Genomic DNA, 19,306 nt, shown 5'->3' with positions numbered 1-19,306 from the left:
TATCACCGATACGAAGGGCGGTATATTGCCCCTAAACTCCGAACCACACTCCCTTTGCCTGTCACACAATCTCATCGCGACCGCGAATGGCTACGACGATAATAGTTGACGGGTGTCGATTGGACACCAACTCGGGGCGCTCCTATGACCCTGGCGTGGCTGATCTGCTGTAAACATTCCTTAACAAGCGAGCGCTGTCAATACGCGTCCTCGAGGAAAAATACGCAACATACTGATGGATCATTGCTATCTAGCGCAGTGCTAGCGCAGTTCCCAGCGACCCCTGTTGGATCAATGACTTAGGCATGCTCTAGCTCAGATCATAATCCTTGTGTCGGGAGTTCAAATCTCTCCCTCGCTACCAAGTTTCTTAGTCGTGCGAACGACTTAGCTTAGAAGCCCTGGACCGATGGTCCGGGGCTTCTTCGTTTCCCGGCCCTCTTCTGTACATGTCCGTCGTGAAGGCGATCCGAGGTCCGTTCCCGATCGCATCGAGAGCCGCCCCCGACCGTTCGGCCATCGCCACGGCTACGCAGGGGACGGGGGTTTTTTAGAGAGGCGGGTCGGCGTCGACGCGGCCGGCTTCGGACCTCGAACGATGATCGGACGCGCCTCAACACCGCGTCGCACCGTAGGGCACGCGAAATTCCTGCGAGCGGGACGATCCCGTGCGGCAGATCCCGGACCGGATCACGTTCGTGAAAGTTCGGGGGCGTGTGCCGATGCGTCTCAGGCCGTGGCAGCGGCTTGTGCCGCCTGGATCAGGTCGTTCGCCAGGGTCTCGTCGTCGATGGCGCGGGCAAGGACGACGGCCCCGACGAGCGTCGCCAGCGTCGCCAAGGCACGTTGCCGTCGGCGCTCCCGGGACGCCTTCGGCGTCAGGTCCGCCAGGATGGAGGCGAGACGCTCGACCCCTTGCGTGAACCGCGCCCGGATGGGGCTGCCCGGTGCCTCCCGGGAGACGTCGTTCGCCAGGGCCGCGAGGGGGCAGCCCTTTCCAGGGGAGCGGACGTGCGCCAGGGAAAGATAAGTCGCCACGATCGCGTCCACCTCCCCGCGCCGATCCTCGGCGAGGGCGGAATCGAACGCTTCGGCCGCCAGGGCATCCTTGTTCGCGAACTGGCCGTAGAACCCGCCATGGGTGAGGCCGGCGGAGGCCATGATGTCGGCGACGCCGACCCCGTGCAGGCCCCGCTCACGGAACAGGGCCGCCGCGACCTCGACCACGCGCTGGCGGTTCAGCTTGGCCTGCTCCTGCGAAACTCTCGGCATTCACTCATCCTTCGACGACCCGACCCGACATATAAATGCGTTCTGTCATCTAACGAAGCGCTGGCTGCCCCGGCCGACCCCACGAAGCCGACGAGGAACGACATTCGACCGGCCTGCACGAGGGGGCAGGAGTTGCAGGCCGGTCGTCGTACCGCACGCCCCGTCGACGGCGTACGATCCGTGTATGCCCCCGATCGGGGCACGTTCTCATCCGGCCGGGCCCGCGGCCTCGGCCTGAATTGTGCCTCGTACGCCTCCCGATGCGACGGTGCGGCGCGGCTCCCGCGCAACCCGGAACCACAGGGCGTACAGGGCGGGCAGGAACAACAGGGTCAGCAGGGTGCCGACGCCGACCCCGCCGATGAGCACGTAGGCGAGCGCCCCCCAGAACACCGAATGGGTGAGCGGGATGAAGGCGAGCATGGCCGCCGCCGCCGTCAGGATCACGGGCCGCGCCCGTCGCACGGTGGATTCCACGATGGCGTCGTAGTTCGACAGGCCCGCCGCCCGGTCGTGGTGGATCTGGTCCACCAGGATCAGGGTGTTGCGCATCAGGATGCCCGACAGCGCGATCAGCCCGAGGATCGCGTTGAAGCCGAAGGGCTGGTGGAAGAGCAGCAGGGTCGGCGCCGCTCCCACGAGGCCGAGCGGCGCGGTGGCGAACACCATGAACATCGTGGCGAACGAGCGCACCTGGATCATGATCACGGTGAGCGTCACGATCAGCATGATCGGGAACACCGCCACCAGCGACAGCATCGCCTTCTCGCTCTCCTCCACCGCACCCGCCGTGTCGATGCGGTAGCCCGGCGGCAGCTTAGCCTTGATCGGTGCCAACAGGGGGAAGACCTGGGCGTGGATGTCCGGGGGCTGACGGCCGTCGAGCACGTCGCCCTGGACCCGGATGTAGGTCTCGCGGTTGTAGCGCTTCAGCACAGCGTCCTCGGTGCGGGTCTCCAGCCGCGCCACCTGAGAGACCGGCACCTGGCGCCCGTCCTTCGTCGCCAGGGTCAGGTCGCCGATCTCGCCGAGGGAGCGCCGCTCGGGGCCGGGGCTGCGCAGCAGGACATCGACGGAGCGCAGGTTCTCGCGCACCTGGGTGGCGGGCGTACCGTTGAGGTAGCTCTGCAATTGCTGACCGGCCTCCTTCGGAGTCAGACCGATCAGGCGCAGGCGCTCCTGGTCGAGGGCGAGGTGCAGGCTCGGGGTCCTGTCGCCCCAGTCGAGGTGGACGAGGCGCATGTTGGCGTTCGCCGCCATGACCTCCCGCACCTCGGCGGCGATGCCGCGGATGACGTCGAGGTCGGGCCCGACCACCCGGAAGGCGACGGGGAAGCGGATGGGCGGCCCGAACACGATCTGCTGCACCCGCACGCGGGCTTCGGGGAAGCGGCCCTCTTCGACGAGCTTTCGCACCTTGCCCCGCAGGGCATCGCGAGCGGCGGCGTCGGCGGTCTGCACCACGATCTGCGCGTAGGCGGGGTCCGGCAACTCGGGATCGAACGAGAGCACGAAGCGCGGCATGCCTTGGCCGATGTAGCTCGTGATCTCACCCGCCTCGGGCAGGTCGCGCACGGCCGTCTCGATCCGCTTGACGCTGGCTTCCGTCGTGGCGAAGGCCGAACCGGCCGGCAGGGACACCTCGACGATGAGTTCGGGCCGTTCGGAATTCGGGAAGAACTGCTGCTCGACACGGCCCATGGCCACCACGGCCAGGGCGAAGAGCCCGACCGTGATGCCGGCGGCGAGCCACTTGTGGTCGACGGACAGGCGCACGAGGCGGCGCAGGCGCTCGTAGTTCTTCGTGGCGTAGATCGCGTCGTGGCCGCCTTCGACCTTTTCGATATTCGGGAGCAGCTTGACGCCGAGATACGGCGTGAAGGTCACGGCCACGATCCACGAGATGATCAGCGAGAAGGCCACCACCCAGAAGATGTTGCCTGCGTACTCGCCCGCCGTGGAAGCGGCGAAGCCGACTGGCAGGAAGCCCGCGATGGTGACCAGGGTGCCGGTCAGCATCGGCGCGGCCGTGGCGCTCCAGGCATGGGTCGCCGCCTCGATGCGGTCGGCGCCTTCCTCCATGCGCACCACCATCATCTCGATGGCGATGATGGCGTCGTCGACGAGGAGGCCGAGCGAGATGATGAGCGCACCGAGGGTGATGCGGTCGAAGTCGCGGCCCGTGACCATCATGACGACGAACACGGCCGAGAGGGTGAGCGGCACGGCCAGCGCCACCACGATGCCGACCCGGAAGCCGAGCGCCACCAGGGATACGAAGATCACCACGCCGAGTGCCGTGAAGAACTTGACCATGAACTCGTGGATCGCGTCGTCGATGACCTTGGCCTGATCGGTGATCTTGGTGAAGCCGATGCCGAGAGGCGTCTCGTGATGGATCGCCACCTCCTCGGCGTTGAGGGCTGCGCCGAGCTTGAGGCCGTTGAAGCCGGGCTTCATCACGAGTCCAAGCATCAGGGCGGGCTCGCCGTCGTTGCGGATCTCGAAGCTCTTCGGGTCCTCGTAGCCGCGCTTGACCTCGGCGATGTCGCCGAGCTTGAGGCTGCGGTCGCCGGCCGCGACCGGCAGGTCGCGGATCGCGTCGAGCCCGTCGATGGCCCCGTCGAGGCGCAGGTAGACGCGCGGACCCGCCGCCTCGACGAAGCCGGCCGGGGTCACGTCGTTCTGGTTGGAGAGCGCCGCCAGGAGTTGCTGGCCGGTGATGCCGAGGGTGGCGAGGCGTTGGTAGGAGATCTCGACGAAGATCTTCTGCGCCTGCTCGCCCAGGATGTTGATCTTTTCGACGCCGTTCACGCGCAGCAGACGCTGGCGCAGGTCCTCGGCGCGCAGCACCAGCTGGCGGTGGGGCAGGCCCTGGGCCTGCACGGCGTAGAGAGCGAAGTAGATGTCCGAGAACTCGTCGTTGAACAGAGGCCCGAGCACCCCGCGCGGCAGGCTCGAAGCCTGGTCGGAAAGCTTCTTGCGGGTCTGGTAGAACTCCGATTGGAGCTTGGCCGGGGGCATGTTGTCCTTGAAGATGACCTTGGTCACCATCAGGCCGGGGCGTACCGTGGTCTCGGCCCGGTCGTAGTAGACGAGCTCCTGCAGGCGCTTCTCCAGGGGGTCGGCGACCTGACGCTGCATCTCTTCCGCCGTGGCGCCGGGCCAGGCGGCCGAGACCGTCATGACCTTGACGGTGAAGGCCGGGTCCTCCGCCCGCCCGAGCTTGCCGAAGGCGAAGAAGCCGGCCCCCGTGAGTGCGATGATCAGGAACAGGGTGACCGCCCGCTCGCGGACCGCCAGGGCGGAGAGGTTGAGGCCGTTCATCGCACGGCTCCGGTCAGGCTCGGGGGCGCTTGGCGCACCTTCTGGTCGGCTTTGAGGAGATGGGCGCCGAGCGCCACGATCCGGTCGCCGGCGCTCAGACCCGTGACGATCTCCGCGCGTTCCTCGCCCATGCGGGCGACCTTGACGGCCTGCGGGCGCACCGTCTCGGTGGCGGCGTCGTAGCGCCAGACCGCCGTGCCGTGCCCTTGGTCGAACAGCGCGCCCAAGGGAACTTCCACCCGCTCGGAACGGACCGCATTGAGGGCTTTGAGCTGCAGGGTGACGGTGGCACCGAGCGGCGCGTCCTCGCCGCCGCCGGACAGGATGTACCGCGCCCGGTAGGTGCGTGTGGCGGGATCGGCGGTGGCCGACAGCTCGCGCAGTCGCGCCGGGTAGGTCGCTTCACCCTCCGCATAGAGCGTCGCGGAAGCCTCGCCCTGCGCCAGGCGCCGGCTGCCCTCGGGCAGGAACACCTCGGCCTCACGGGATCCGTCGCGGGCGAGCCTCACCACCGTCTGACCGGCCGCAACCACCTGGCCGGGCTCGGAGGGTACCTCCATCACCACGCCGTCCGCATCGGCCTTGAGCTCGGAATAACCGGCCTGGTTCTCGATCTGGCCGGCCTGGGCCTGGGCATTGGCGAACTGGGCGATGGCGGAATCGGCGGCACCCTTGTTCTGATCGTAGGTCTGCTTCGAGGTCCAGCCGTCCGATACGAGCTTGCGGCTGCGCTCCTCGTCGGCCCGGGCCTTGATCATCTGCGCACGCGCCGCTTCGACGGAGGCGCGCGCGGCAGTGAGCGCGAGGGTGAAGTCGGTCCGATCGAGGCGCATCAGCGGCTGGCCACGCGTCACCCGGTCGCCCGGATCGACGAGGCGCTCGAAGATCTTGCCGCCGACCCGGAAGCCGAGGTTGCTCTCGGTGCGGGCTCGGATCACCCCGGTGTAGCGGGCGACGCCCCCCACCCCGGGCACGACCGCGACGGTCTGGACCAGCGGTGGCTCCGGAGACACGGCTGTCTCGGCCGGCGAGCAGGCCGCGAGCGCCAATGCGCCCAGCCCAAGCACCCATCTCGCATCCATGCCTGCCTCCTCGCACCGAACCGGCACGTTTTAAATTATGTTCGACATTTATTATGGTGCGACGCTGCCGTCAATGGTCGCTGCGCGCGCTTCCGGGACTGCGACGGAGCGGCGGCGCGGCGCGTGCTCCCACGAAAGCCGGAACCTCCGATCGCAGCGACCGGATGGCGGTCCCGGTCGAGCTCGGTCGGGCCCATCGCACGGATGTGACTTTTGAGCCCTCACAAACGGACTGATCCGTGGCGTTGGCGCGTAGGCGGGGAAGTTACGCAGTGTTACATGATCCTAAACCTCCGGCTCCGACGAGCCGCCATCGCGGGAGACTGTTCCGGTTGAAGCCACGGATGGACACGATGCCGAGGATCGACCTCACGGCCTGCGACCGCGAGCCCATCCACATCGTCGGCAGCGTGCAGCCCCACGGCTTCCTGCTGACCCTGGACGCAGCGAGCCTCGTCGTGGCGCAGGCCAGTGCGAACGCGCCGGCTCGGGTCGTCGCCGGCGCGAGCCTCGATGCTGTCCTGCCCGAGTTGGTCGCGGTGGTGCGCCGTTACCTCGACGCTGCGCCGGCCGAGGACGGGGCCCACTACCTGCGCACGGTGACGCTCGGCCCGGCGGGTGCGCGGCAGACCTACGAGGTCGCGGCACACCGGGTCGACGACCTCGTCGTGCTCGAACTCGAAGAGGCGGATGCTTCCGTCGAGGAAGGGCTCGATGCCCTGACGCCACGGCTGCGTGCCTTCGTACAGCGTCTGCGGGTGGCCCGCTCCATCGAGGAGCTCTGCGACATCGTTGCCGAGGACATCCGGCACATCACCGGCTTCGATCGGGCGCTGGTCTACCGTTTCGACCGGGACTGGCACGGCACCGTGCTGGCCGAGAACGGAAACGGGGTTCTGCCGTCCTACCTCGATCTGCGCTTTCCCGCCTCCGACATCCCGGCCCAGGCGCGTGAACTCTACCGCCGCAACCGCCTGCGCATCATCCCGGATGCCGGATACGCGGCGGTCCCGATCACGCCGCCCCTGACGCCGGCGGGTACGCCCCTCGATCTCAGTCAATCCGTCCTGCGCAGCGTCTCGCCCGTGCACGTCGAGTACATGCGCAACATGGGCACGATGGCGTCCATGTCGGTGTCGATCCTCGTCGACGACACGCTCTGGGGCCTGATCTCCTGCCACAACCGCACCCCGCACCGGGTGCCCCTGCAGGCGCGCAACGCCTGCGACGTCCTCACCCAGATCTTCGCCCTGCAACTCTCCGCCCGCGAGCGGGGCGCCCAGGCCGAGCAGCGCTTGGCACTCGGGGCGGTCCAGGCGCGGCTCCTCGGGTTCATGGCCGAGGAGGACAGCTTCGTCGACGGTTTGTTGAAGCATCCCGACGACGTCCTGGCGCTGGTGAACGCGGCGGGAGCCGCCATCGTCACGGGCGACCATTGCCGCGTCATCGGCACGACGCCTTCCGAGGCCGAGGTCCGGACCCTGTACGACTGGCTCTCGGTCGAGGGCGATGCGGCGGAGGTCTTCGCCACGGAGTCGCTGTCGGAGCTTCTGCCGGCGGCCGCGGCTTTCGCCACCGAGGCCAGCGGCCTGCTCGCGATCTCGGTTTCCAAGAAGTACGCGAGCTACATCCTCTGGTTCCGGCCGGAGGTGGTGCGGACGGTGAAGTGGGGCGGCAATCCGGTCAAGCCGGCGACGCCCGATCCGGAGGGCGGCCCCGACCGCCTGCATCCGCGAAAGTCGTTCGAGATCTGGAAGGAAACGCTGAAGGGGCGCGCGCTCCCCTGGAGTGTCCCGGAGATCGAGGCGGCCAAGGATCTGCGCGCCTCGGTCCTCGGGATCGTGCTGCGCCGGGCGGAGGAACTGGCCGCGCTGAGCGAGGAGCTCCAGCGCTCCAACAAAGAGCTGGAGGCATTCTCCTACTCGGTCAGCCACGACCTGCGGGCCCCGTTCCGCCACATCGTCGGCTACTCGAACCTCCTGAAGACGCGCGAGGGCGCCAACCTGTCGGACAAGGGCCGGCACTACGTCGACACCATCATCGAGGCGGCGTTCTCGGCCGGAACCCTCGTGGACAACCTGTTGGCCTTCTCGCAGATGGGCCGCAACGCCCTGAACCGGGTATCGGGCGACATGAACGCCCTGGTTGAGGAGGTCCGGCGCAAGGTTCTGCGCGATGCGGCGCCCGCACACGTCGTGCGCTGGGAGATCGGGCCCCTGGGCCGTGCCTACGCCGACCCGTTCATGCTGCGCCTCGTCATCGAGAACCTGCTTTCGAACGCGCTGAAGTACAGCCGGAACCGACCCGAGGCGGTCATCGAGATCGGACGGCTTCCCCCAAAAGACGGCGAGGCCGTCTTCTTCGTCCGCGACAACGGGGTCGGCTTCGACATGACCTATGTCGACAAGCTCTTCGGCGTGTTCCAGCGCCTGCACCGAGTCGAGGAGTTCGAGGGCACCGGCATCGGGCTCGCCAACGTGCGCCGCATCGTCGAGCGCCATGGCGGCCGGACCTGGGCCGAGGGCCGGCTCGGCGAGGGCGCGACCTTCCACTTCACGCTGCCCTTGCGGGGCGAGGCACCCTGAGAGATGGCCAACCTGAAACCGATCCTTCTCGTCGAAGACAATCCCAACGACATCGAGCTCACGCTCGCGGCACTGGAAGCGGGTCAGCTCGCCAACGAAATCGTCATTTGCCGGGACGGGGCGGAGGCCCTCGATTTCGTCTACAGGCGCGGCGCACACGTGAACCGAGCGTTGCAGGACCCGGCCGTGATCCTGCTCGACCTGAAGCTGCCCAAGGTCGATGGCTTGGAGGTCCTGGCCAAGGTGAAGGGCGATCCGCAGACCCGGTCCATCCCGGTGGTGATGCTCACCTCCTCGCGCGAAGAGACCGACGTGGTGCGCTCCTACGACCTCGGGGTGAACGCATTCGTGGTGAAGCCCGTTGGGTTCAACGAATTCTTCTCGGCCATCCAGGAACTCGGCGTGTTCTGGGCCGTCCTGAACGAGCCGCCGCCGCACAAGGGAGGCTGGCCATCGAACACCTGATGGACGCCGACGACGCGATCCGCATCCTCCACCTGGAGGACAGCGATCTCGACGCCGAACTGGTGGAGGCCGCCCTCGACGGCATGGGGCGCCCCTACGTGATCGATCGGGTGATGGACCGCCCCGATTTCGCCGCCGCCGCCCTACCGGGCCGTCATGACTTGATCCTTGCGGATTTCGTCCTGCCGACCTTCGACGGCATCAGCGCCCTCGCCGTCGCCCGGGAGCAGTGCCCGGACACGCCGTTCGTCTTCGTGTCCGGCACCCTCGGCGAGGAGACCGCCGTCGAGGCGTTGAAGAACGGCGCCGTCGACTACATCACGAAGCAGCGCCTCGAGCGTCTTCCACGCACCGTCCTGCGGGCGTTGGCGGAGGCCCAGGCGAAGGCCGACAAGCGTCGGGCGGAGGCCGCGCTTCAGGCGCTCAACGATACGCTGGAACTCCGCATCGCCGAGCGGACGCGGGAACTCGCCACCTCGAACGCCGAATTGCAGATGCAGATCGTCGAGCGCGAGCGGGTGGAAGAGGCCCTGCGCCTCGCCCAGCGCCTGGAGGCCGTCGGGCAGCTCACGAGCGGTGTCGCGCACGACTTCAACAACCTGCTCACCGTCATCTCGGGCAACATCGAGTTCCTCGGGCGCGAAGTCTCGACCGAGCGCTCGAAGCGTCGGCTCGCGATGATGAAGGGAGCGGCGGATCGGGGCGCGAATCTCACGGCGCAGCTCCTCGCCTTCTCCCGCCGCCAGAGGCTGGAGCCCACCCCGGTCAGTCTGAACCAGACCGTCGCCTCCATGCGCGACCTGCTCCAGAGCTCCATCGGCGGCGCGGTGCGCATCGAGACGACCCTGCAGCCCGACCTGTGGCCGGCCTTGGTGGATGCGACCCAGATCGAACTCGTCATCCTCAACCTCGCCATCAACGCGCGCGACGCCATGGTGGTCGGGGGATGTCTGACCATCGAGACGGCCAACGTCACGGTCACCGGCCCCCAGACGCGCCCCGAGCAGCCGATGCCGGGCGAGTACGTGATGGTGGCCGTCAGCGACACGGGAACGGGCATGCCGCCGGAGGTGGTGGCGCGCGCCTTCGAGCCGTTCTTCACCACCAAGGAGGTGGGCAAGGGTTCGGGGCTCGGGCTCGCCCAGGCCTACGGCTTCGTGAAGCAGTCAGGCGGCGGCATCCGCATCGACACGATCGTCGGGGAGGGGACCTCGATCCGAGTCTACCTGCCCCGCGTCGAGGACGGAACGAGCGCCGTCCACGAGGCCCCCCACATGACCGCATGCGGGCTTGGCCGCTTGCCGGGCGGACAATCGGTCCTGCTCGTCGTCGATGACGACACGGCTGTGCGCGAGGTCACCACCACCCGCCTCGCGGAGGCCGGTCACGCGGTGCGCGAGGCGGGCTCGGGCCTCGCGGGACTGGCGTCCCTCGAGGCGGACCCTTGCGTCGATCTCGTGGTGCTGGACTTCGCGATGCCGGGCATGAATGGGGCCGAGGTCGCCACCGAGATCCGCAAACGCTGGCCCAGCCTGCCGATTCTGTTCGTCACCGGCTATGCGGACACCACGGCCCTGATGAAGGTCGGCGCGGTCGGCGCCGACAGTATCGTTCAGAAACCGTTCCGGGACGGCGAGTTGGAACGCAAGGTCGGGGAGGCCATCGTGAATCGACCCGCGCCCGGTCTGCGCCTAGTCTCGGGCGGCTCCTCCGGCAGCTGAATCGATCGTCCGCCCCGGATCCGCGGGTTTCGAGGAAGACAGCCGGCTGGCGTCCTGGACCTCGCCGCCTTCGTCCTCGGTGTGCGCGGCGCCGGGGCTCGCCACGATCCTGCGTGTCTCGGCCCGGCAGGTCTCGCGCCGTGACGTTCCGATCGGCGGCCGAGGGCGCTCGGCCTTGACTTCTCCGGACCCGGATGGAACCGTACAGCCGTCAAGGTTCTCGCGGTCCTCGGATCGCGAGCTAAGAGGGAATTCGGTCGAGCCCATCGGGGCGATGCCGAAGCTGCCCCCGCAACTGTGAGCGGTGAGCCGCTGCCGAGAACGGTCACTGGTGCCATGCACCGGGAAGGCCAGGCAGAGGCGTCGATCCGTGAGCCAGGAGACCTGCCTTGGCGACGAACGTCTCTCGGGCGGGGTGCTCCGGTGGGTCGCATGATCGACGTCGGCCCGTCATGGTCGGCGCGCGCCCGTGCTGCTCGGCCTGACACGTCCAGAACCATTTGGATGGTGTTGATGGCCGCGATCGATCACCCCTTTCCCGAAAGCGTTCCCGCTCAGAACCGGCCCGGCGACACGGAGCCCGTGCCCGAACTCGGCTTGCTTGGTTTCGGCGTGCAAGGTTTCAGCTTGCATGGTCAAGCTTCGCAACGTAATAATGTTTCAAACGCCATTCAGGCTCCTGAGCCGGTGCCGGGGGGCGTCCCGTCATCGGGCGACGGGCTGGAGCGGCGCTCATCCCGTTCGAGACCCGATACGATGCTCCTGAAAAACGGCCTGCGCCTCGGCGTCGCCCTCGCGGCCCTGTCCCTGACGCCGTCGGTCCGTGCCGAGGAGACGGCGGTCACCCTGGACACCCTCACGGTGGAGGGCACCGGCATCGGCCTCAACGTGCCGGAAGGCGCCATCGGACTCATCGGCCCGACCCCGGGTTTCAGCGCGGCGCGCGCCGTGAGCAGCACCAAGACCGACACGCCCCAGCGCGACGTGCCCCAGGTCGTCACGGTTGCCTCGCGCGAGGTCATCACCGATCTGGCCGCGACGCGAGTCGACCGGGTGTTCAACTACACCCCCGGCGTCGCCCAGCAGAACAACTTCGGCGGCCTCACCGTGTTCAGCTACGCCGTGCGCGGCGTGACCACGTCCGAGATCTTTAAGAACGGCTTCGCCATCAACCGGGGCTTCCCGCCGCCGCCCGACACCCAGAACGTCGAGCGCATCGAGGTCCTGAAGGGCGCGGGCGGCGCCCTGTTCGGGCGCAGCGATCCGGGCGGCGTCGTCAACATCATCACCAAGCAGCCGACCGCCGAACGCTTCGTCGAGATGGGTGGCCTGTGGGGCAGCTTCGAGCAGTTCCGCGGCACCGTGGATGCCGGCGGCGCCCTCAACGAGGACAAGACGGTCCAGTACCGCTTCAACTTCGCGGGTGGGCGCCAGAACAGCTTTCGCGATTTCGTCGACGGCGACCGGCTGTTCGTGGCGCCGTCCCTCAGCTGGCAGATCACGCCCGACACCAAGGTCACCGTCGAGACCGAGTTCGTGCGCAACCGCATCGTGTTCGACCGGGGCGTGATCGCCATCAACCGGCAACTCGGCTTCCTGCCGATCTCGCGCTTCCTCGGCGAGCCGGGCCAGAGCACCGAGCAGACCTCGAACACGATGCAGGTGCGCCTGGAGCACCGCTTCGACGCCGATTGGCAGATGCGGCTCGGCGCACATTTCAACACCGGCACACTCGAGGGCGAATCCGCCGAGGTCCGGAGCATCGCGGCCGACAACCGCACCGTTGCCCGCGACCGCAACTTCCGGGACTACCGCTGGGACACCGCCATCGGCCAGGCCGAGGTGGTGGGCCGCTTCGCCACCGGCCCCCTGGCACATACCCTGCTCCTCGGCTTCGAGCGCGAGAGCACCGACAGCCGCACGGTCTACCTGCGCTCGAATGTTCGCCAGAACCCGTTTTCCATCGACATCTACAACCCGCGCTACGGCCAGCCCCTGCCGCCGTACGCCATCCCGCGCAACAACCTCGAGCGGGTGACCAATACGGCCCTCTACGCCCAGGACCAGATCGCGCTCAGCCCCGAATGGAAGGCGCTGCTCGGCGTCCGGTTCGATTTCTTCGAGCAGTCGTTCCGCGAGCGCATTCCGCGCAGCGACGTCGAGCAGTCGCGGGCCGCCGCGACGCCCCGCGCCGGACTCGTCTATCAGCCGCTCCCCGAACTCTCCCTCTACACCAATGTCGGCACGAGCTTCCGGCCGAACATCGGCCCAGATGCGGCGGCGGCCTCGCGCGGGGTGCCGTTCGCCCCCGAGACGGGCATCGGCTACGAGGTCGGCGCCAAGCTCGACCTCTATGGCGGGGCGCTCGGCCTCACCGGTGCGGCGTTCCATATCGAGCGTGAGAACGTACTGACGCCCGACCCCAACAACAGCGGCTTCTCCCTCGCGGCGGGCGGGGTGCGCAGCCAGGGCTTCGAACTCACGGCCACGGGCCAGATCTCGCCGGAGCTGCGCCTCATCGGCGGCTACGTCTACGCCGACGCCGTAGTGACGAAGGACAACGTCCTGCCCGTGGGTGCCCCCCTCATCAACATCCCCAAGCACAGCGGCAGCCTGCTCGCCGTCTACGAAGTCCAGTCCGGCCCCTACGCGGGCCTCGGAATCGGGGGCGGCGTGCGTGGGGTCGGCGAACGCGCCGGCGACGCGGGCGGCACCGGTTTCGTCCTGCCGGCCTACGTGGTCGCCGACGCGCTGGCGTATTACCGCTACGAGAACATCCGCTTCGGCTTCAACGTCGAGAATATCTTCGACAGTGAGATCTACGAGAGCTCGCTCAACGTGTTCCGGGTCTATCCCGGCGCACCGCGACGCTTCACCGGCACCGTCTCGGTGCGGTTCTGATGCTGGAGTCGCACGAACCGGTCCTGGCGATCGGCGACGTCGTCATGACCTTCGGCGGTCGCAGGGCCCTCGACGGCCTGACCCTGACGTTACATGCGGGCGAAGTCTTCGCCCTGCTCGGCCCCAACGGGGCCGGCAAGACCACGACCATCAACCTCATCCTGGGTTTCCTGAAAGCGGAGAGCGGGACGGTCCGGGTCTGTGGAATCGATGCGGGCGCCGCCCCCATCGCGGCGCGGGCGGCCATCGCCTACATCCCCGAGCAGGTGGCGCTCTATCCCATGCTCTCGGGCCGGGAGAACCTGCGCTACTTCACGACTCTGGCGGGCCTCGCCCTGTCTCGCGACGCGGCCGACCGCCTGCTGGCGCAAGCCGGTCTCGCGACCGAGGCGCACGCGCGCAAGGCCGCGACCTATTCGAAGGGCATGCGCCAGAAGGTCGGCATCGCCATCGCCCTGGCGCGCCGGGCCCGGCTGCTGCTCCTCGACGAGCCGACCTCGGGCCTCGATCCGAGCGCGTCGGCGGATTTCTCGGCCGTGGTCCGGGCGGCCGCCGCCCGCGGCACAACCGTGCTGATGGCGACCCACGACCTCTACCGGGTCAAGGAGGTCGCCGACCGGGTCGGCGTGCTCCAGACCGGACGCATCGTCGAGGAGATCAGCCCGGTACACCTCGACCATGCGGCGCTGGAGCGCCTCTACATCGAGCGGCTCGCGTCGTGAGGCTGGTCCGGGCCGAACTCGGTCAGCTCCTGAGCGACGCCCGCCTGCGCTGGATCGGCGCCGTCCTGGTGGTGCTCCTCGGCGTGGCCCTCGCCGGAGCTTGGCGACAGGCCGTGCGCGATGCCGGCGATGTGAGAGCGATCGCGCAGGCCGAGCGCGGACGCTGGCTCGGCCAGGACGCCAAGAACCCGCATTCGGCCGATCATTACGGGCTGTGGGTGTTCAAGCCGTCCGCGCCGCTCGCGATCCTGGATCCCGGCATCGAGCCCTATACCGGCCGCATGGTCCGCATCGAGGCCCACCTGTTCAACGATGCGGTCTTCCGGGCGGTCCAGGACGCCAACCCGCTCGCGCGCGCGGGCCTCGGCAGCGTCGCCGACATCGTCCAGCTCATCGTGCCCCTGGCCGCGATCCTCCTCGGCTTCTCCGCCTTCGCCGCCGACCGCGAGCGCGGTACCCTGCGGCTGGCACTCGGCAACGGCGCTGCGCCAGGCCGGCTGTTCATGGCCCGCTTCGGCGCGCTCCTCGCCGCCCTGGCCCTCCTCGTCGGCCTGCCGTTGCTCGTCCTCGGCGGCCTCGCTGCGGTGAGCCTCGACGCGCCCGGCTGGGAGGTGTGGCCGCGCCTCGTCCCGTGGGTGGCCGCACAGCTCACCTATGCGGCCCTGTTCCTCGTTCTGGCCATGACCCTGTCGCTGACGGCCCGCACGGCCCGCTCGGCGCTGGCGGCATCGCTGCTGGCCTGGGTGCTCGTCTGCGTGGCCGCTCCCCGCCTCGCCACCGTCGCGGTGGACGCCACCACACCGGCGCTCTCCTACGGCGAGACCCGCGCCCGGATCGAGGAGACCTTCCCGGGGCACCGCACCGCGGAAGCGAACGACGACCGGGCCAAGGCCGTCCTCGCCCGCTACGGCGTCACCGACCCGGACGCCCTGCCCGTCGACCTGCGCGGCCTGATGATGAGCGAGAACGAGCAGCACAATTTCGCGGTGTTGGATGCCGCGTTCGGCGCCTTCTTCGACAGCCTGCTGCGCCAGGAGCGGGCCTATGCCTGGGCCGGGCTTCTGTCCCCGCGCATCGCCCTCCAGGCGCTCTCCGCCGCCCTCGCGGGAACGGACTTTCCCCAGCATGTCCGCTTCGTCTGGGCCGCCGAGCATTACCGCCGGGGCATCTCGCGGCGGATGAACCAGGCGATCATCGACAATCCGCAGGGCGGAGAGCGCCGCTACACCGCCGACCACGACCTCTGGGAGACGGTGCCGCCCTTCGATCATGGCCCGATGCCCCTGGCAGACGCGGCCTGGGCCGTGCCCCTCGCCATCCTGGCGACATGGCTCGCCGTCCTGGGCGGAGCCGCCGTCCTGGCGGTCCGGCGGCTGACGCCATGAAGCTGACGCCATGGAGAACGGATCACGCCGTGAGGCGCGCCCTTCGCCTCCTCGCCGCCGAGACCGGCATGGTTCTGCGCGAGCGGCTGACCTGGGCGGTGCTGGCGGCCCTGTTCGCCGCCCTGCTGCTCGGCGCCCATACGGGGGCCGTACGGGTGGAGGCCGAGCGCGCCGCCCTCGCGACGCTGGCCGCGGAAGAGGGGCGGGCCATCGTCGCCGCCCGCGAGGCCTACGCCCGCTACGCACGGGCGACGCCGGTGAAGATCAACTACTGGCAGGATCCGACCAACGCCTTCGGCTACATGACGCAGTTCCTCACCGTCCACGCCGTGAAGCCGCCGACCCCGCTCGCTGCCCTGGCCACCGGGCAGTCCGACGTGCAGCCCTCGTTCATGCGCGTGAGTTTCGGGTCGAGCACCGTCTTCGACGATGTCGCGTACGAACTCGGGTCGGCGGCGCGGCTGAAGCTCGGGGCCTTCGATCTCGCCTTCGTACTCGCCGTGCTCGTGCCGCTCGCCATCATCGCGCTCGCCGGCACCCGCCTCTCGGTGGAACGGGATTCCGGCACGCTCCGGCTCATCGCGGCCCAGCCCATCGGGCCGCGTGCCGTGGCGGGGGCGAAGTTCGGGGCCGTGGCCGGGATCCTCGTGGTGGCGGTGCTCGGGCAAACCGGTCTCGCCCTATGGCTGACCGGCGCGATCCGGTCCCTCGCCGGCTCGGGCGTCACCCTGGGGCTGATGGCGGGCGCGCTCGCCGCCTACATCCTCGTGTGGGTCGCGGCCTGCGCCCTCGTGGCGACCCTGTGGCGGGGCGCCGTGGCCGCCCTGTCGATCCTCGTCCTTGCCTGGACCCTGTTCACGGTGGCGGTCCCGGCAGCGGCCTCCATCGCGGTCGATTGTCTCACGGACAAGCCCTCGCGCATCGCCGCCATCGATGCGAGCCGGCAGGTGCAGGACGCCTTCGCCAACGGCGGCGCGGGACCGCGGCTCACGGCCCAGTGGTTGGCCCGGATCCCCGGTGCGGCGGGGCGCACCGACCTCGTCGAGGCGCCCGAGATCAAGCGTCTCGCCCGCGACGCCCATTACGACGTACAACTCGATGCGCGTCGCGAGAGTTTTCGCGCGCACGACCGGGAGAGCGCCGCGCTGAGCCGGTGGCTCGCCCTGGCCTCGCCCGTCACCACCTTCGACTTCGCCCTCCAGCGGGCCGCCGGCACCGATGCCGGGCGGCACGCCGCCTTCCTCGCCTCGGCCGCTGCCTACCGGCGGACCCTGCGGGCTTTCTTCGAGCCGCGCATCGTCGCGCAGGCCTTGAACCCGGTGCCGGTCTGCGCCGGCTGCCAGGCCCGCCTCGATTTCGACGCCTACGACGCCGTGCCCCGCTTCCAGCCCAGCATCGATCTGACAGCCGGGCGCCGGGTCGCCCTCATGACCCTGGCCTGGCTCATCGTCCTCGCGGGCGGTCTCGCGCTGTCCGCCCGGGCCCGGCTGAAAGCCTGGCCGGCGTGAAGCGGACTGCCCGGCGTTCCCTGCCCGCACACCCCATGGACCCCATGCCCGAGACCTCCGGTGCCGGCCCGCGACCACGCCGTTGCGGCGATGCCGGGCGGCGCGCCGCCATCGCCCGGGCACGGGGATTCGCGCGCGGCCTCGCGCCGGTCCTGCTGGAGATCCGGGCAGAGGGATTCACGACGCCGAGCGGCATCGCCCGGGCCATGACCCGGCGCGGGGTCCGCAAACCGCGCGGCAGCACCGTCTGGGCGGCGAGTTGCGTGCAGAAGCTGCTGCGCACACTGGGGGAGGGAGCGGAACGATGACGATCTCCGGTCCGGCGCGGCCGACAGGGCGCATCGCCGCCATCGACGCCCTGCGCGGGCTCGTGATGCTGCTCATGCTCGTCGATCACGTGCGGGAGTTCTTCTTCCTGCACGCCCAGGTCCGCGACCCCATGGATCTCGCGGCGACGGAGCCCGGCTTGTTCTGGACCCGGGCGGCCTCGCACATCTGCGCGCCGGTCTTCGTCCTGCTCACCGGCCTGTCCGCCAGCCTCTACGCGGCCAAACAAAACACCGGCAAGCACGGGGATCGTGCGAAAGCCTCGGCCTTCATGCTGAAGCGGGGCCTGATCCTGGTGCTCCTCGAAGTCACCCTGGTGAACGTCGCCTGGACGCGCAGCCTCCTGCCGCCGATCCTCTACCTCCAGGTGATCTGGGCCATCGGCATCAGCATGATCGCCCTGGCCGGACTGCTGTGGCTACCCCGCGCGGCACTCATCGGCGTCGCCCTGGCGATCATGCTCGGGCACAACCTGCTGACGTCCTTCGCCCTCGTGCCGGGTGAGACCGGCTACATCCTGTGGACGATCCTGCACCAGCGCGGCTTCATCGACCTGCCGTGGGGTGTCGCGCGCACCTCCTACCCCGTCCTGCCCTGGATCGGCGTCATCGCGGCCGGCTACGCTCTCGGGCCGTGGTTCGTCGGAACGATGCCGGGGCCGACGCGCCGGCTCCTCGGCCTCGGGGCGGTGGCGCTCGCGGGCTTCGCGATCCTGCGCGGCCTCAACGGCTACGGCGAACCGGTGCCGTGGCAAGCCGGCGCCTCCTGGGACGCGACGCTCAGGGCGTTCCTGAACCTGACGAAGTACCCGCCCTCGGCCGATTTTCTCCTGGCGACCCTCGGCCCTGGCCTGATTCTGCTGGCATGCCTGGAGGCGGTTCCGCCGCGTCGGCTCGCCTGGCTCTGTACCTTCGGCGGCGTGCCGCTATTCTTCTACGTCACGCACCTCTACGCCCTGCGCCTGCTCCACGACGGACTCCTCTGGGCGGGCCTTGCCGGCTCCGCCGGACGGATCGAGGCGCCGGGTCCGGGCTATCTCTGGCTCATCGCCGCCGCCCTGAGCCTCGCGCTCTACCCCGCCTGCCGCTGGGCGGTCCGGTTCAAGCGCCGCAGCACCGCGCCCTGGGTCAGCTACTTCTGAGGGCGTATCCCCAGATCCGACGCGATGAGCGCCGATCCGGCGGATCGCGTTAAACGTTCCGTGAGGCGGTCATGCCAGGGGTTGTGGGTCGCGTTTCCCCTCGTGAAACGCCCCCTGCGCCCTGTTGTCCGGTTTCAGAACCGGGCGTGGCGCGGGGCACGCCGCATGCCCTGAGATCTGGAGGCTTCGATGCCTGCCTTCGACGTCCGCGATTTGTTGGAGGCGGCGGGTCAGACGGACCGGCAGGCCGCCGCTCCCACGACCCAGCCCATCGGGACAACCGAGGCGCAGGGACGGGGGAATGCGGGGAGGGGGGAGCCGCTGTCCCCGGTGGTGCTCGTCGATTGCGTGCGGGCCGGCGAGTTTCTCCTCATCCTCGCCCTCGGCGTCGCGGTCCGGCACCTGTCCGCCACCTGCCTCGCCCCACTCTCGTTTCGACAATTCGCGGCCGCCTTCGGTGTCGCGGTTCTGGCCGTCGGTCTGTTCCAGGCTGCCGGCGCCTACCGCATCGACGCCGTACGCAGCCTGCGCACGGGCCTGCGGCTGGGCCTGGCCTGGACGGCGACGGTCCTCGTCGTCGGCACCGGCCTCGTCCTGGCCGAGGCCGACGATCCATGCACCCGGGCTTGGCTCGCGAACCTCTTCGCCCTTGGCCTCGGCCTTCTCCTCGCCGAACGCTTCGCCGTCGCCCGCATCATCCGCACGCGGATGCGGCGTGGCCGGTTCGACCGGCGCACGGCCATCGTGGGCGGCGGGCCCGTGGCCGAGGACCTGATCCGCGCCCTCGACGCCCAGGCCGAGTCCGGCATCCGCATCGTCGGCGTGTTCGACGACCGCGGCGACCGGCGCTCCGACACCGTCGTGGCGGGG

Annotated in this window: 12 protein-coding genes, 1 pseudogene and 1 riboswitch; of the genes and pseudogenes, 10 read left to right on the top strand and 3 right to left on the bottom strand. The window is 69.2% G+C overall.

Annotated elements, in window-relative coordinates:
- Positions 1-729: 729 nt before the first annotated feature.
- The 3 genes from ASF22_RS12145 to ASF22_RS12135 form a co-directional block, all read right to left on the bottom strand.
- Positions 730-1,272: a TetR family transcriptional regulator gene (locus ASF22_RS12145; RefSeq protein WP_056169100.1), complete on the bottom strand. Its 543-nt coding sequence runs from the start codon at positions 1,270-1,272 to the stop codon at positions 730-732.
- 207 nt (positions 1,273-1,479) lie between these two features.
- On the bottom strand, positions 1,480-4,599 hold the full coding sequence (locus tag ASF22_RS12140) for an efflux RND transporter permease subunit (protein ID WP_056264590.1): 3,120 nt from the start codon (positions 4,597-4,599) through the stop codon (positions 1,480-1,482).
- Positions 4,596-5,681, bottom strand: a complete 1,086-nt coding sequence (locus ASF22_RS12135) for an efflux RND transporter periplasmic adaptor subunit (RefSeq protein WP_056264587.1) — start codon at positions 5,679-5,681, stop codon at positions 4,596-4,598. The genes ASF22_RS12140 and ASF22_RS12135 overlap by 4 nt, the downstream gene beginning before the upstream one ends.
- A 353-nt stretch (positions 5,682-6,034) precedes the next feature.
- Between ASF22_RS12135 and ASF22_RS12130 the strand changes: the two genes are divergently transcribed.
- The 10 genes and pseudogenes from ASF22_RS12130 to ASF22_RS12085 all read left to right on the top strand — a co-directional run.
- The gene (locus ASF22_RS12130; RefSeq protein ID WP_244472941.1) at positions 6,035-8,266 is read left to right on the top strand and encodes an ATP-binding protein; all 2,232 of its coding nucleotides are present in this window, start codon (positions 6,035-6,037) and stop codon (positions 8,264-8,266) included.
- Positions 8,267-8,269: 3 nt separating this feature from the next.
- Complete coding sequence (locus ASF22_RS12125) at positions 8,270-8,731, top strand: response regulator (RefSeq protein ID WP_056169090.1); 462 nt, start codon at positions 8,270-8,272, stop codon at positions 8,729-8,731.
- Positions 8,731-10,452 carry a response regulator gene (locus ASF22_RS12120; protein ID WP_056264580.1) on the top strand — a complete coding sequence of 574 codons (1,722 nt, stop codon included), beginning with the start codon at positions 8,731-8,733 and terminating at the stop codon, positions 10,450-10,452. Before ASF22_RS12125 ends, ASF22_RS12120 begins: the two co-directional genes overlap by 1 nt.
- A 197-nt stretch (positions 10,453-10,649) precedes the next feature.
- A riboswitch (cobalamin riboswitch) is annotated at positions 10,650-10,859 on the top strand.
- Between the two features lie 349 nt (positions 10,860-11,208).
- The gene (locus ASF22_RS12115) at positions 11,209-13,353 is read left to right on the top strand and encodes a TonB-dependent siderophore receptor (RefSeq protein WP_082483665.1); all 2,145 of its coding nucleotides are present in this window, start codon (positions 11,209-11,211) and stop codon (positions 13,351-13,353) included.
- On the top strand, positions 13,353-14,075 hold the full coding sequence (locus ASF22_RS12110; RefSeq protein ID WP_056264578.1) for an ABC transporter ATP-binding protein: 723 nt from the start codon (positions 13,353-13,355) through the stop codon (positions 14,073-14,075). Before ASF22_RS12115 ends, ASF22_RS12110 begins: the two co-directional genes overlap by 1 nt.
- Positions 14,072-15,460 carry a DUF3526 domain-containing protein gene (locus tag ASF22_RS12105; RefSeq protein ID WP_056264572.1) on the top strand — a complete coding sequence of 463 codons (1,389 nt, stop codon included), beginning with the start codon at positions 14,072-14,074 and terminating at the stop codon, positions 15,458-15,460. Before ASF22_RS12110 ends, ASF22_RS12105 begins: the two co-directional genes overlap by 4 nt.
- A gap of 29 nt (positions 15,461-15,489) precedes the next feature.
- A complete protein-coding gene (locus ASF22_RS12100; RefSeq protein ID WP_056264568.1) occupies positions 15,490-16,968 on the top strand; it encodes an ABC transporter permease subunit in 1,479 nt (492 codons plus the stop codon).
- A 44-nt stretch (positions 16,969-17,012) separates the two neighbouring features.
- The gene (locus ASF22_RS12095; protein ID WP_244473711.1) at positions 17,013-17,276 is read left to right on the top strand and encodes a hypothetical protein; all 264 of its coding nucleotides are present in this window, start codon (positions 17,013-17,015) and stop codon (positions 17,274-17,276) included.
- Complete coding sequence (locus tag ASF22_RS12090; protein WP_056264565.1) at positions 17,273-18,436, top strand: heparan-alpha-glucosaminide N-acetyltransferase domain-containing protein; 1,164 nt, start codon at positions 17,273-17,275, stop codon at positions 18,434-18,436. Before ASF22_RS12095 ends, ASF22_RS12090 begins: the two co-directional genes overlap by 4 nt.
- 189 nt (positions 18,437-18,625) lie before the next feature.
- Positions 18,626-19,306 (top strand): annotated as a pseudogene (locus ASF22_RS12085) (undecaprenyl-phosphate glucose phosphotransferase); the annotation flags it as partial.

Source organism: Methylobacterium sp. Leaf87, from assembly GCF_001422775.1.
Classification (GTDB): domain Bacteria; phylum Pseudomonadota; class Alphaproteobacteria; order Rhizobiales; family Beijerinckiaceae; genus Methylobacterium.
Note: the sequence above shows the minus strand (reverse complement) of the source record. Positions and strands in the feature narration are given on the sequence as shown.